General features: G+C 69.3%; 10 protein-coding genes. 7 read left to right on the top strand and 3 right to left on the bottom strand.

What is annotated here, in order from left to right; translation table 11 throughout:
* The first annotated feature begins 83 nt into the window (after positions 1-83).
* The 3 genes from hflX (at position 84) to Mth01_RS04500 (ending at position 4,826) form a co-directional block, all read left to right on the top strand.
* A complete protein-coding gene (hflX, locus tag Mth01_RS04510; protein WP_204011711.1) occupies positions 84-1,496 on the top strand; it encodes a GTPase HflX in 1,413 nt (470 codons plus the stop codon).
* 450 nt (positions 1,497-1,946) lie between these two features.
* Positions 1,947-3,155 carry an imidazolonepropionase gene (gene hutI / locus Mth01_RS04505; protein ID WP_204011709.1) on the top strand — a complete coding sequence of 403 codons (1,209 nt, stop codon included), beginning with the start codon at positions 1,947-1,949 and terminating at the stop codon, positions 3,153-3,155.
* Positions 3,156-3,356: 201 nt separating this feature from the next.
* The gene (locus tag Mth01_RS04500) at positions 3,357-4,826 is read left to right on the top strand and encodes an AAA family ATPase (RefSeq protein ID WP_204011706.1); all 1,470 of its coding nucleotides are present in this window, start codon (positions 3,357-3,359) and stop codon (positions 4,824-4,826) included.
* A 15-nt stretch (positions 4,827-4,841) separates the two neighbouring features.
* Here Mth01_RS04500 and Mth01_RS04495 read toward each other — a convergent pair whose 3' ends face one another.
* Positions 4,842-5,636, bottom strand: coding sequence for a GNAT family N-acetyltransferase (locus Mth01_RS04495; protein ID WP_204011703.1), 795 nt, complete (start codon positions 5,634-5,636; stop codon positions 4,842-4,844).
* A 628-nt stretch (positions 5,637-6,264) separates the two neighbouring features.
* Positions 6,265-8,448: an MFS transporter gene (locus Mth01_RS04490; protein ID WP_204011700.1), complete on the bottom strand. Its 2,184-nt coding sequence runs from the start codon at positions 8,446-8,448 to the stop codon at positions 6,265-6,267.
* A gap of 182 nt (positions 8,449-8,630) precedes the next feature.
* Here Mth01_RS04490 and Mth01_RS04485 point away from each other — a divergent pair, with 182 nt between their 5' ends.
* From Mth01_RS04485 to Mth01_RS04475, 3 genes are all read left to right on the top strand, one after another.
* On the top strand, positions 8,631-9,578 hold the full coding sequence (locus tag Mth01_RS04485) for a ComEA family DNA-binding protein (protein WP_239089350.1): 948 nt from the start codon (positions 8,631-8,633) through the stop codon (positions 9,576-9,578).
* Positions 9,575-12,088 (top strand): ComEC/Rec2 family competence protein, encoded by a 2,514-nt coding sequence (locus tag Mth01_RS04480; RefSeq protein WP_204011691.1) that lies wholly within the window; start codon positions 9,575-9,577, stop codon positions 12,086-12,088. Before Mth01_RS04485 ends, Mth01_RS04480 begins: the two co-directional genes overlap by 4 nt.
* A gap of 69 nt (positions 12,089-12,157) precedes the next feature.
* Positions 12,158-12,745, top strand: a complete 588-nt coding sequence (locus Mth01_RS04475; RefSeq protein WP_204011684.1) for a hypothetical protein — start codon at positions 12,158-12,160, stop codon at positions 12,743-12,745.
* 43 nt (positions 12,746-12,788) lie between these two features.
* Here the strand turns inward: Mth01_RS04475 and Mth01_RS04470 are convergent, their stop codons facing one another.
* Positions 12,789-13,001 carry a hypothetical protein gene (locus tag Mth01_RS04470; protein ID WP_204011683.1) on the bottom strand — a complete coding sequence of 71 codons (213 nt, stop codon included), beginning with the start codon at positions 12,999-13,001 and terminating at the stop codon, positions 12,789-12,791.
* 140 nt (positions 13,002-13,141) lie between these two features.
* On the opposite strand from Mth01_RS04470, the gene holA reads away from it, so the two are divergent.
* Positions 13,142-14,107: a DNA polymerase III subunit delta gene (holA, locus tag Mth01_RS04465; protein ID WP_204011682.1), complete on the top strand. Its 966-nt coding sequence runs from the start codon at positions 13,142-13,144 to the stop codon at positions 14,105-14,107.
* Positions 14,108-14,155: the final 48 nt, after the last annotated feature.

Here is a 14,155-nt window from a genome sequence, read left to right as displayed (position 1 = left end):
CGGTGCGCGGCATGTCACCATCTGGGGGAAGACACCTCATCCGGGGAAGACACCGGGGTGTCGGATTGTTGACCTAGCCAGAGATGACATACATGCGATTTGAGCCCCTAGACGATGCAGTGGGCGATTACGAACTGGAAGAGCGTCAGGCGCTCCGCCGGGTGGCGGGCCTGTCGACGGAGCTCGAAGACGTCACCGAGGTCGAATACCGGCGGCTGCGGCTGGAGCGGGTCATCCTGGTGGGCGTGTGGACCGGCGGCACCGTCGTCGACGCGGAGAACTCCCTCCAGGAGCTGAAGCTGCTCGCCGAGACCGCGGGGTCGCAGGTCCTCGAGGGCCTGATCCAGCGGCGTGACCGGCCGGATCCCGCCACCTACATCGGTTCTGGCAAGGCGAGCGAGCTGCGTGACATCGTCGCCTCGACCGGCGCGGACACCGTGATCTGCGACGGTGAGCTGACGCCCGGCCAGCTGCGCCAACTCGAGGACGTCGTCAACGTCAAGGTCGTCGACCGTACGGCGCTGATCCTGGACATCTTCGCCCAGCACGCGAAGAGCAAGGAGGGCAAGGCCCAGGTCGAGCTGGCCCAGCTGCAGTACCTGCTGCCCCGCCTGCGCGGCTGGGGAGGCAACCTGTCCCGTCAGGTCGGCGGCCGCGCCGCCGGCGGCGTCGGCATCGGCGGCCGCGGTCCCGGTGAGACCAAGATCGAGCTGGACCGGCGGCGCATCCGCGAACGGATGGCCAGGCTCAGGCGGCAGATCAAGGAGATGTCGACGGTCCGGGAGACCAAGCGGCACCGCCGCCAGTCCCACGAGGTGCCGGCCGTGGCGATCGCGGGCTACACCAACGCCGGCAAGTCGTCGCTGCTCAACCGGCTGACCGGGGCCGGAGTGCTGGTCGAGGACGCGCTGTTCGCCACCCTCGATCCGACGGTGCGCAGGGCGCACACGCCCGAGGGCCGGCTGTTCACGATCGCCGACACGGTCGGCTTCGTGCGCCACCTGCCGCACCAGCTTGTGGAGGCGTTCCGCTCGACGCTGGAGGAGGTCGGCGACGCCGACCTGATCCTCCATGTGGTGGACGGCTCCCACCCCGATCCGGAGTCCCAGATCGCGGCCGTCCGCGAGGTGCTGGGCGAGATCGAGGGCGCGCGGGACATCCCGGAGATCGTGGTCGTCAACAAGGCCGACGCGGCGGAGCCGGAGGTCCTGGCGCGGCTCACGTTCAAGGAACGGCACAGCGTCGTCGTGTCCGCGCGCACCGGCGCGGGCATCGCCGACCTGATGGCGCTCATCGAGCGGGAGCTGCCCCGGCTGGACCACGAGGTCCGCATGCTGGTGCCGTACGACAGGAGCGACCTGGTCGCCCGGGCCCACGACGAGGGCGAGGTGCTCTCGCTGGAGCACACCGGCGAGGGGACGATCCTGCACGCGAGGGTCCTCGCCGGGCTGTTCGCCGAGCTCGACCGGGTGGCCAAGCCCGTCGAGAGGGTCTGATCGCGCCCCGGCGTCATGGCCGGGGCGGCCGCACCAAGGGCGGTGACGAGCTGACCGGCGGGTTCACCACGCACGCGGCGCGTGTGTGATGGTCCTGCCGGGGTCCCCCTTGCTAACATCGGCTGCGTCTATGGTGACCGTATGGTGCGGGTAATGAGATGACAGCACAGAGTGCCCACCCGGCCGCGGGGTGTCTCCGGGACATTCGTGGCGGCTGAGACAGAACGACGTTCTTTCCATAACCCTGTACATCAAGCCCCTTTGTGAAATACCGTAACTGAACTGAACCGCGCGGGTTGCACAACCCGGCGGTAGGGTCGTCGCACGAACACCAGTGCGCGATGAGGCAGGAGACCCCCCGATGACGTCCGGATACCGAGCGGACCCGGCGGGCGCGGAGCCCGTGAAGCGGGCCGTTTCGATGTCCGGTAATGCTGGGCAGGTGGTCGGATGACCGTGCGGCTTCTCACCAACATCGGCCGCCTGTGGACGGGCCACGAGGTGTGCGGCAACGCCGCCATCCTCGTCCACAACGACCGGATCGCCTGGGTCGGTCGTGCCGCCGATCTCCCCCAGAGCGTCCCAGGTGTCGTCAACGACATCGTCGACGTGGACCACGTGGAGAACCTGGGCGGCGCTCTCGTGACGCCCGGCCTGATCGACGCGCATACCCATCCCGTGTACGCCGGGAACCGGTACGCCGAGATGGCGATGCGGTCCGGCGGCTCAAGCGCCTCGGCCATAGCCGCGGCCGGCGGCGGCATCGGCTCGACCGTCACCGTCACCCGAGGCACCGACCCGTGGACCCTGTGCAACGGTGTCCGCGAGCGGCTGCACGACTGGCTGATCAGCGGCACCACGACTGTCGAGGCCAAGACCGGTTATCACCTCACCCGTGACGGCGAACTGGCCGACGTGCGGCTGCTGCGCGAGCTCGAGAAAGAGCCGATGATGCCGCGGGTGCACGTCACCTTCCTCGCCGCGCACGTGGTCCCTCCCGAGTTCTTCGGCCGCCAGCGGGACTACGTCGACGCGGTCTCCTCCTGGTGCGCGGATGCCGCGGCCGCCGGGGCGGACAGCGTCGACGTCTACTGCGACGACGGCCACTTCACCGCGGACGAGGCCCGCTGGGTGCTCGCCTCCGGACGCAACGTCGGTCTCATGCCCCGCATCCACGCCGGTGCGTACAACAGGCGCGGTGCCGTACAGCTCGCCGCCGAGATGAGCTGCGCCTCGGCCGACCTGCTGCACCACGCCTCCGACGAGGATCTTTCTGTGATGGCGCGCTACGGCGTGCCCGCCGTCGTCTGCCCGAGTACGGCGCTGCAGGTGGGGCACCTCCCGCCGGTACGGCGGATGCTGGCTCAGGGCATCCCCGTGGCGCTCGGCAGTGACCACAACCCCGGCCACTGCGGCATCACGTCGATGTCGCTGGTGATCGGCATGGCCGTCGCGGCCTTCGGAATGAGCGTGAACGACGCGCTGCGAGCGGCGACGATGGGCGGCGCCCAGGTGCTCGGGTACAACGACCGCGGCGTTCTCGCGCCGGGCCGGGTGGCCGACATCGTCCAGTGGGACGCCGACCACGAGGGCGCCTTCGCCTGGTCGTTCGGCCTCAAGGCCCGCCGGGTCTGGCGCGGCGGCATCCCCGTTCAGTAAGCACGGCCCAGCGGATCCCTGCCCCGGGAAGGACCCGGCAGGCGCGGGTGCGCTGACGCGACGCCGGATTCCGCTCCAGACGACGGCGGAGAGCGGTCTCGGTCCAGGCGCGTGATTTTGTAAGTCCAACTATCATAGCTGCAGCTATCATAAGCTCGCCTACCCACTACATCCGAGAACCAGATGATGAGGGGCCGTCCGATGCCGCAGAAGCCTGAGCGTCTGTTCGGCCGGGACACCGAGTGGACAGATCTCGCTGACTTCGTCGCTTCCCCCCTGCAAGGAGCGACTCTCGGGCTTGTCTACGGCCGCCGCCGCCAAGGCAAAACCCTCATGCTCGAACTGCTGGCTCAGCAGACCGGCGGGTTCCTGTTCGGCGCCACCCAGCAGACGGAGGCGCAGAACCTCGCCGACCTCGGAGCGGCCTATGCCGCCTATCGCGGTCTACGTCAGCCGCTCGCCTTCGGAAGCTGGCGGGAAGCGATAGACGAGTTGCTTCGGCTGGGGGAAGACCGGCCGACCCCCCTCGTCATCGACGAGTTTCCCTACCTCGTCTCGGCCACGCCCGCGCTGCCCTCCTATCTTCAGCAGGCGCTCAGCCCGCTCGGATACGCCAAGCAGCACACCCAGACCCGGCTGATCCTGTGCGGCAGCGCCCTGACCACGATGGCGCAGCTGCTTTCCGGTGGTGCGCCGCTGCGCGGGCGGGCGGTCATGGAGTTGGTCGTGCGCCCGTTCCGATTCCGTGAGGCCGCGGCTTTCTGGGGCGCCGATCACGATCCGGAGCTCGCGTTCCGGCTGCACGCCCTGCTCGGCGGGACCCCCGCCTATCTCGAGATGAGCGGGGGATCGGGACCTGCCGGGCTGGCCGACTTCGATCGTTGGATTCAGCGGCGGCTGCTGAACCCGGCCTCCGCGATGTTCCGTGAGGGTGCCCTGCTGCTCCGCGAGGAGCCTTCGATCACCGATCCGACCTCATACTCGGCCACGCTGAGTGCGATCAGTGCCGGTAACCACCGACGTTCGGAGATAGCCTCGGCACTGGGGCGTCCCAGCAGCGCGCTCGCACACCTGCTGTCCGGCCTGCAGGACATCGGCCTGATCGAACAGATCGACGATGCCCTGCGCGGCAAGCGCAGCGTCTTCCGCGTCGCCGAACCTGTCGTACGCCTGCATCAGCTCCTCATCCGACGTCACGAGGCCGAACTGATCGCCGGCCGGGCCGATCGCGTCTGGCGTGCCAACGCGCACACCATCGACTCCAAGATTTACGGCGCGCACTTCGAGGACCTCGCGCGGCAGTGGTGCTTCGAGCATGCGGAGCCCGACACCCTCGGCGGCACCGCCACATCTGTACGTCCGACAGAGCTTCCGTGCCAAGAGCACCGGCGCGGCCACGAACTCGATGTCGTGGTCCTGGAGTCGACCTCCTTCTCCGCTGACCGCGTCACGGCGATCGGTGAGGTCAAGAGCACCGAGGCTCCTGTGGACACACCTCAACTGGAACGTCTGGAACACCTACGCGGCCTCCTCCCCAGTGCCAAGGTCGGCACCCTCCCCAAGCTGCTCCTGTTCTCCCGCTCCGGCTTCTCCGCCGATCTCACCCGCCTTGCCGACAAACGCCCCGACGTCGAACTCGTCGACCTCAAGCGGCTATATGCGGGAGCCTGAGAGCCAGGTCGTGTCTCAGCTTCGCGGCGGTGACCACACGTAGGGAGTCGTGGTGCCCACAGCGTGGAAGCCCAGCCGGCGCAGGATGGGGGCGCTGTCGTCGGAGGCGTCCACCTGTAGGAACTTGACACCCCGGGCGGCGGCGAGCCCGGCGCGCGCGGCGACCAGCGCGCGGTAGATCCCTCGCCCTCGCCATCCGGGCAGCGTCGAGCCACCCCAGAGTCCGGCGAACTCGGTTCCCGGCCTGAACACAAGCCATGCCGCTGAGACGACTTCGCCGTCGGCCTCGGCGACCAAGACCACGATCTCCTCCGGGGCGGCGGTCACCCGCGAGATCAGATCGTCGCCCAGCCAGCTCCAGTCCTGACTCCAGACGATCGACTCCATGGCCGCGATGCGGCGCATGTCGCCATCGGCGGTGACCCGGCGGAGGGCGACGCCGTCCGGCAACACCGGCTCCGCGACCATCTCCTCGGTGCGGCCGACGAGGAGGGTCTCCTGCTCTTCGGGGACGAAGCCCGCGGCGCGCAGCCGCTGGGGGAGGTCGAGCGGCAGGTCATGCCCATAGGTCTTCCACTCCACCGCATCTCCTCGCGCGGCGAAGAAGTCACGCTGCCGGGCGATCAGCCGATCCAACTCGGCGCCCCGTACACCGATGTCGCGAGGCGTGCCGATGAAGCCTCGGAACGGGTAGGTGACCCGCAGCACAGGTCCGTCACGCTCGTACATCCCCCCGTCCGACGGATTGGCCGGGATCCCCATCCGCATCTGCTCGTCGAAGGCCGCGAGCAGGCTGTCCGTGTCAGTCACATCAAAGACAGTACGGCCCCCGGCAACCGATTTTTCCGACCCGGACAGATGTTCCTCATCTGGAGGATAACGGTCATAGGCACCTTTGCTGTCCGTATTTTCGGTCATGTCGCAGCGGGATCCATATTTGGTCTTAACTAAGGTGTGGAGCGCTAATCAAGCATTGCCGGGAGTGCTCTTTCTGATCGCACTCGCGGATCTCGCGGATCTCGCGAAGCTCCGATCAGTGAACATTGCGCAGAGCGGCTGCGAGGTTGCTGATTTGTCACGATGGTGACGCTGTGAACTTCTGTTTATCGGACTCCGGTGCTCCATCTGGCAAGTATCATGACCATTCCCATTCAGGTGGCCTATGGCCGGTTTTATCCATAGGTGATAGCTCTCGTGGGTGTCTATTGCTGTAGAGCGCGAAGACCTCCAGGACCTGATGCGGCGTCTCGCTGACCGCAACCGTGTCCGCAGCGAGGCGACCATCCAGTCCGACGTGCGTAGGTAGGAGGCGCTGTCGGCACCAAGGCGATCTCGGATTTCGGACGGCGTCGGAGGCACGTTCTGACGTGTCGCGAGAACGCCCTCCAGCCGTGATTCCATCCTCGAGTCCTTAGACCCGCCGAGCCCGAGGCGGGGTTCATCGCGATGGGCGGTGCTCGACGACCTGGTCGCCCTTGGCGGGGAACACCACGATCAGGAGGTGCTGGGGCGTCCAAGCCTCCCAATCTGGCTTCCGGTAGTGGACCCGGATCCGATAGTGGCCCTTCCCCCGGAAGGCCAGGTTCGGCAGGCCCTCACCCACCATCGGGTCCATCAGTTCGATGTCGCCGGTGAGGCTCTTGTAGCCGACCTCCACCACGTGGTGCCATCCCTTGACCTCCACGGGCGGCCTCCTCCGGTAGGTCTCGGCGGTCACACAGATGTCGTAGTCGGAGTGGCTGAGGATCATCAGATGCCCGGGGAGGGTGGCGACCAGGCCGTTGTCCTGCGCCTTTTCCAGCAGGCCGTCTTCGTACGGGTCTGTCGGACGGCTCTCGTCGTACTCGAAGGCCTCCATGACGCCGTAGTCGGTCGACATCCGCTCGCGGATGACACGCACCGGCCTGGCCAGGGGCCGATGCCGGAATCGGTCGCACACCTTCTGGTTGGCCGCCTCGCGCGCCTGATACTCAGCCTCCTCGGCGTCGATCTCCGCCTGAGCCTCGGCCGCGGCCTTGGGACAGATGGGAACGAGGAACCATTTGTCGGCGCCGCGGCCTGGGTAGGCCTCGCACATCGCGCGCCCGTACGTCAGGAGGTCCCGGTCGGAGACGTTCGCGAATCTTCCGCCCGCTCGCGCCGCGCAGACGAACACCCGATCCCCGGTACGGACCCTCGACCCGTCGTCATACCGCGGTGCGCACTGGTCGGGACTGGTGATGTCGCCGGATGCGAGGTCGGCGGCCGGCAGCGCGGTCAGCAGCGCGAGCGTCACCAGACATTCCATGCCCCGCCGGATGCCGCGGGGCACCGTTAATGAAGGCGAACTTGTGGCGTCCCCTTGGTCCGCTTCGAAGTGGTCCTGTTCGAAGTGGTCCAGCGCCAACCGCCGGGTTCTCAGCAGTGGGATGGCGGCGGCGAGCGCGGCGACCGTGGCCAGGGCCAGGCCGGGTAGCAGGGTCAGCGCCGTGGGCGTGGAACCGCCGAGTTCGGCAAGCCGCTCGGCGGGCTCCTCCAGTAGCTCTCCCACGGCTCCGGCCAGACTGGTGAGCACAACCAGCACACCGCCCACTCGGCCGAGCAGCCGATCGGGTGTGATGGCCTGGCGGTGGCTGAGCAGGGCGATGGCGGCGACCGTCGCTCCAGCCCAAGCGACAGCGGTCCCGATCACGTACCAGATGTGCCCCCAGGCCGTGCCGGACAGTGCGAGCAGCAGCATGAACGGCTGGCTCACCAGCATGGCCGACCAGGCCAGGCGGAAGGTGCCGAGCCTTCGGTGAAGCAGCACGGCCAGCAGCGCTCCCAGGATGGGTGCGCCATAGGCCGACGTCATGGTCGACCACAGCAAGAACCCGCCCACCGATGTGTATCCCACCCCCGCGTCGATCATCATCTTCCGCGCCTCGGTCGTCACCTCGTCGGACAGTTCCGCGAACAGGGCCGACAGCACCAGATAGATGGCGATCGCCCGTACCACCGGATGCTTCACCGTGAAGCGGATTCCCTCCGCCACTTCCCGCCTCAGCCCCACTCTCGGGGGTGGTGGCGGCTCGACGGCGTCGACGCCGCGGAACAGCAAGGCGCCTCCGGCCATCACCACGCTGATGACGACCAGGAACCAGATCTCGTGCCCGGCCAACGAGGACGGCAGCGCGATCACCCCAACCAGGAAGATCTGCGGCAGCACCGACAGCAGGGCGTTCGCCGGTAGCAGGCGCGCACGCCCGACGACGGACGGCAGGTAGGCGTCCTGGCCGAGCTGTGCCGCCATCGCCAGGGTCCCGGTCACCGTCATCACCGCGATGAGGTGCGGTCCGGACAGCACTCCAAGGCCATCGGCCGCCGCGACGGAAGCCACCGCCGCCGTTCCGAGCAGTGGCGTCAGCACCATGACGGGCCGGCGCCGTACCCGGTCGATCAGCACTCCCAGGGGCAGCGCCAGCAGGAGGATCGCGACGGCCTCCATGATCCCTCTGATGAAGATCACGCCGCGGAGGTCCCGCAGCCACAGGCCAATTCCCGTCAGGCCCGGCTCGGCGAACGTGAAGGAGACACCGATCGCGGTGACGGCAAGAGCGAAAAGCAGGAACCGCCGCCGTCGCATCGGGCTGGGGGAGATCATCCGGAGATCTTTGCGTCGAATGCCCGACTGATGCAAACCCCTGTTGGTGCGGTGGCCAGGCAGCGCGGGGTGTCGTCGGTGACGACGGTACGCCCTGTTCGTCGTACGGTGAATGGGACCACTGTCCACAGAACGGGGTTCTGCCGCTATGGGCAGGTCGGCGGCGACCTAACGTCCTCAGCGTGCGAAGCAGAGAGCAGCGGGCCCACCGGGTGACCGGGAATCGTGCCGGCGAGAGTCGCGCGGCCGAGACGCGCCTGCGCGGCCTGATCCATCCCATGGCGGTGGAGCCGCCCGCCGCCCGCATCCGCTCCTCGCCGATGAAGCCGGTGGCGCCGCTCACGCCGCCGCCGTTCGGCGTGCCCGAGCCGCTCGACGAGGTCGAGTCCGGCGGAAGGCCGCCCCCGTTTCGTAACCGCCTGGTCGAGATCGTCGACCGATGGAGATCCCGTGGCGTGAAGTTCGGTGACGAGGTGCCGATGCTGGATCCAGGTAGGCCTGGTCTGCGGGTTCTGGTGCTTGTCGGGGTGCTCGCGGCGGCGATCGCCGGGTTCGTGGTGTGGCGGACCCGGCCGGTCGCCGAACCCGTCGCCGCGCCCGTTCCGATGAGTATGAGCACGGGCCTGGCGAGCGCGGCGGCGGAGGGCGTGGGGCCGGAGAGCGCGCCACCGGGGAGCGTGAGATCGGCCGCTTCGCCGTCTCCCACCTCGAGTGTGATCGTCTATGTGACCGGCAAGGTCCGCAAGCCCGGCGTGCTCGCGCTGCCGACCGGATCAAGGGTGGTCGACGCGGTCGAGGCCGCCGGCGGCGTGAAGAAGGGGGCGGACCCGGGCGGGGTCAACCTCGCTCGCCGGCTCGCGGACGGAGAGCACATCGTCGTGGGGGCGGACACGGACGCCGGGGGAGGCGGCCCGTTGGCCGCGCAGCCGGACGGCGGCGGCGTGGTGAACCTCAACACGGCGACCGTCGAGCAGCTCAACACTCTTCCGGGCGTCGGCGATGTGCTGGCCCAGCGGATCATCGATTTCCGGAACGCCCACGGCGGGTTCGGCAGCGTCGATCAGCTCCGTCAGGTCTCCGGCATCGGGGAGAAGAAGTTCGCGGAACTGCGCGACAAGGTCACCGTATGACCGGGGCCCGCCCCATCCGGCCCGGCTCGAACCCGGTCTCCGGCGGTGATCGTGGCCCCGACGACTCCGGTCCCGACAGCGTCGGCTCCGACGGTCGCGTGGCTGCGGTTCGGAGGCTGTCCGCGGTGCTGGTCGCTCCCGCCGTCGCGGTGTGGCTGACCGCTCTCGTGTTGCTGGGGTGCCCGGCCGCGGCGGGGGCGTGGGTGGCGACGACCTCGGCTCTGGCGGCTCCGGTGGCGTGGGCGGCCTGCCGGAGATGGGCCCGCTCGGAAGCGGGACGGTCTGCCAGAGGTACGGCACTCGCCAGGGTGAGTGCCGGCGTGCTGGTGTGCGTGGCGGCCGCGTCGGCTGTGGTCGCGTTCAAGGTGCACTCCGTGCGTACGGGTCCGGTGCCTGACCTCGCGGCCCGTGGCGTCACCGTCACGGCGGAGGCCGTCATCACCGACGACCCGCGGATCCGGCAGCGCCGTGGGGGAGTAACCAGGCGCGACAGCGTCGTGGTCGAGGCGCGGCTGGTCGTGGTCGACACCCCGGAGACGCGGTTCCGGGTGGACGTCCCGGTCGTCATGTTCGGCTCGGGTCCGGGGTGGACCGAACTGCTGCCGAGTCAGCGCATCCGGATCCGGGGGCGATTGGCGCCGGCCGATCCCGGTGAACTGACGGCGGCGCTGATGCTCGTGCGGGGTCCGCCTCAGCAGCCCGATTCACCTGACGCGGGACCGTCGCTCATTCAGCGGGGGGCGGGGGCCCTGCGTGCCGGGTTACGGGAGGCGAGCGACGTGCTGTCGCCCGACCAGCGTGGTCTGCTGCCCGGCCTGGTCGTCGGCGATGTGTCGCGGATGGACGACCAGGTCCGACGCGACCTCAAGACCGCTGGGCTGAGCCACCTCACAGCGGTTTCGGGGTCCAACCTGGCGATCATCGCCGGTGCGGCGCTTCTGATCACGCGATGGGCAGGTCTTCCGCTCCCGGTGCGGGCCGCACTCGCGATCGCCGTGATGATCGGTTTCGCGGTGGTGGCGAGGCCGTCCCCGAGCGTGCTCCGGGCCCTCGTCATGGGTTCGGTCGCCGCCGTCGCGCTCGGCACCGGCCGTTCCCGGGACGGCGTCGCCGCCTTATCCGCGACCGTGCTCGCGCTGATCCTGGTCAATCCCGGGCTGGCCAGAGAGTACGGCTTCGCCCTGTCGGTGGCCGCCACCGGCGGCATCCTGGTGCTCGCCCCGCGTTGGCGCGATCGGCTGGCCCGCCGGATGCCCGTGCTCGTCGCCGAGGCGTTGGCCGTCCCGACGGCGGCCCAGGCGGCGGTGACGCCGGTGCTGGTGCTGATGGCCGGCACGCTCGACCTGGTCGCGATCCCGGCCAACCTGCTGGCCGAACCGGCCGTCGCACCGGCCACCGTGCTGGGCTTCGCCGCCGCGCTCGTGGCGCCGATCAGCATGCCTCTGGCGCAGCTGCTGGTGCGACCCGCCGGGCTCGCGGTCGGCTGGATCATCGGGGTGGCGGAGCGGGCGGCGGCTCTGCCGTTCGCGACGGTCTCATGGCCTGGCGGTCTGCCCGGGGTCGCCCTGCTGGCGTCGGCGGCGGTCCTGGGGTGGTTCGTTCTGCGCCGGCCGACGGGCAGGCGCATCGCCATCGCGGTGGTGATCGGCGCGTTGGTGACCGTCCTCGTGGTCCGGAGGGTGGCCGCGCCATGGCCTCCGCCGGGTTGGCTGCTGGTCGCCTGTGACGTCGGTCAGGGCGATGCCCTCGCCATGTCGGCCGGACCCGGAGAGGCGGTGGTGGTCGACACCGGTCCGGACCCTGGTCCGGCCGATCGCTGCCTGCGCGACCTCGGCGTCCGGAAGGTGCCCCTGATGGTGCTCACCCATCCGCACCTCGATCACGTCGGAGGCCTCGCGGGCGTCCTGCGCGGCCGGGCCGTCGGGGCCGCCGTGGTCAGCCCCGGACGGGTGCCCGAGGGCGAGGCCGCCCGCGTCTCCCGGGACCTTCGGGAGAGGGGGATCCCCGAGTGGGTGGTGACCCCCGGCACCCGGTGGCGATTCGGCGGCTCGGACGGCACGCTCGAGCTCACCGTGCTCGCTCCCGGCGACGGTGAGGCCCGCCAGGGGCCGGGGGAGGGGGCGATCGCGAACAACGCCAGCGTCGTGCTCGTGGCCCGCTGGTCCGGGGCCGCGGGAAACGTCATCGGGTCGGCCCTGCTCGCCGGGGACCTGGAGACCGAGGCGCAGGACGCGCTGCTGCGGCAGGGCGTGCCCCGGGTCGACGTCTTGAAGGTCGCGCATCATGGGTCGTCGCGGCAGGATCCGGGGTTCCTCGCCGCCACCGGGGCGCGGGCCGCGCTGATCAGTGTCGGCGCGACGAACGACTACGGCCATCCCGCCCCGCTGACCATGCGCCGCCTGGCCTGGCTCGGCATGCGGGCCTACCGCACCGATCTCTCCGGTGACCTGGCCGTCGTCGAGAGCGGCGGCCGCCTCGCCGTGGTCCCCCGCGGCCACCGAACAACGTGAACGCTTGAAGATGAAACGACGTCCGGAGCCTCCCGCATCCTTCAACAACTTGAGGTTAACCTTAGTTTTATGAAGGTTATGCCGCCGCCCCTGCTGCCGATCTTCCGCTCGGAGGCGCAGGTGAGGGTCCTGGCCTGGGTGCTGCTTCACCCAGGGGAAGAGGAGTCGATCACCGCGCTGGCGGACCGACTCAGTCTCCCGTGGCTCACGGTCCAGCGCGAGGCAGGCCGCCTTGTCCAGGCGGGAGTTCTGGCGGAACGCGTGGTAGGCCGGGCGAGGTTGCTCTCGGCGAATACAGAAAGTCCCTATTACGCTGCACTGAGTCAACTCGTTGGCTATGCTTTCGGTCCGGCGATGGTGATCGCTGAGGCGTTTGATGGTCTGCCAGGTGTCGAACAGGTGCTGATCATCGGCTCATGGGCCGAGCGGTTCCTGAACCGGCCCGGTCCTCCTCCTCGCGATGTCGATGTCGTCGTGGTCGGAGAGCATTCGCGGCGTGAACTGCGACGTCTCAACGAGGAACTGGAAGAGCGTTTGGGGCGCCCGGTCCAACTCACAGTGATTCCTCTCGGGGAGTGGCAGGAGGCGGAAACCGGTTTCGTGCGTGAGGTGCTGGCTCGGCCTCACCTGCTTGTGGCGCGGAACGAGAGGGAGTGAGAAAGTGCCGCCAGCACGGGTGACGCTTCAGCATGAGCAAGGGTCACATGCGGTGACCTTCGAGGCGGCGGCCGCTATCGCCGCCGCCTTCGGAGCGCGGGATGTCGTGGGAGACGCCGGCCGTCTCCGTTACGTATGACATGGCGTCGAGTACCGCGCTGGCGTGGTTCATCACGCCGATGCCGAGGATGCGGTAGGTCTCGCGGAAGAACTGCTCAGTATGCTGCGACCCCAGGTCGAGGAGCTTCTGGGCCATGAGCCGCCCTATCGGCCACGTCACCGCTAGGGCAGGCGTACGGCACAGTACGTTAGAAATGCCCCAACGGTCCGGGCAGGTCAAGGGCTTCGTCCATGCGGGATGTGCCATGGGCCGGGGAGCGTGGCATGCTGCCTTGCATGGCCAATCCAGCACCCGTGACCCTGGTCGTCGGCGACGAGGAGTTCCTGGCGGACCGGGCCGTCGCGTCCGTCGTCACAGCGGTGCGCGCCACGGACCCGGAGGCGGAGGTTCACGATCTGGTCGGTGGCAGGGTGGAGCCGGGGGAGCTGACCATGCTCACGTCCCCCTCACTCTTCGGCGACCGATCGATCGTGGTCATCCGAGCGGCGCAGGACCTGCCGAAGGACGTCATCACCGAGATCGTCAAATACGCCGCACATCCCGCCGACGACACCGTCCTGGTGCTGGCCCACCCCGGTGGTGTGAAGGGCAAGGCACTGGTCGACGGGGTGAAGAAGGCCGGCGCCGAGGTGATCACCGTCGCCAAGCCGACCAAGGCGGGCGAGCGGCTCGAGTTCATCAGGGCGGAGGCCCGCCGCGCCGGGCGGACGATCTCGCCGCCGGCCGCCCAGGCGCTGCTCGACGCCGTGGGCAGCGACCTGCGCGAGCTGGCCGCCGCCTGCGACCAGCTGGCCTTCGACACCCCGGGCAAGAGCATCGACGAGGCCGCCGTCGCCCGCTACTACCGGGGACGGGCAGAGGTCAGCGGCTTCGCCATCGCCGACCTGGCGATCGAGGGAAAGCTCGGTGAGGCGCTGGAGCAGCTTCGCTGGGCCCTCGCCACGGGCGTCGCGCCCGTACTGCTCGTCAGCGCGCTCGCGACCGGCCTCCGTTCACTGGCCAAGGTCGGCGACGCACCGCGGAACCTGCGCGGTGGCCAGCTCGCCTCCCATGTGGGGATGCCCCCGTGGAAGATCGACCGGGTCAAGCGCCAGCTCGGCGGATGGGGCCCGGAGGGCATCTCCGCCGCCGTGCAGGCGGTCGCCTCGGCCGACGAACAGGTCAAGGGGGCCGGCGCCGACCCGGCCTACGCGCTGGAGCGGGCCGTCCACGTCATCGTCGCCAGCCGCACCGGTCGCTGACGCCAGCTGGGGGATCATCCCTCGGGCAGGCTCCGAGCCCTCCGTGTG

This window comes from Sphaerimonospora thailandensis, from assembly GCF_016863115.1.
GTDB lineage: Bacteria > Actinomycetota > Actinomycetes > Streptosporangiales > Streptosporangiaceae > Sphaerimonospora > Sphaerimonospora cavernae.
The sequence above is the reverse complement of the archived record's forward strand: the minus strand, read 5'-3'. Positions and strand labels throughout refer to the sequence as shown.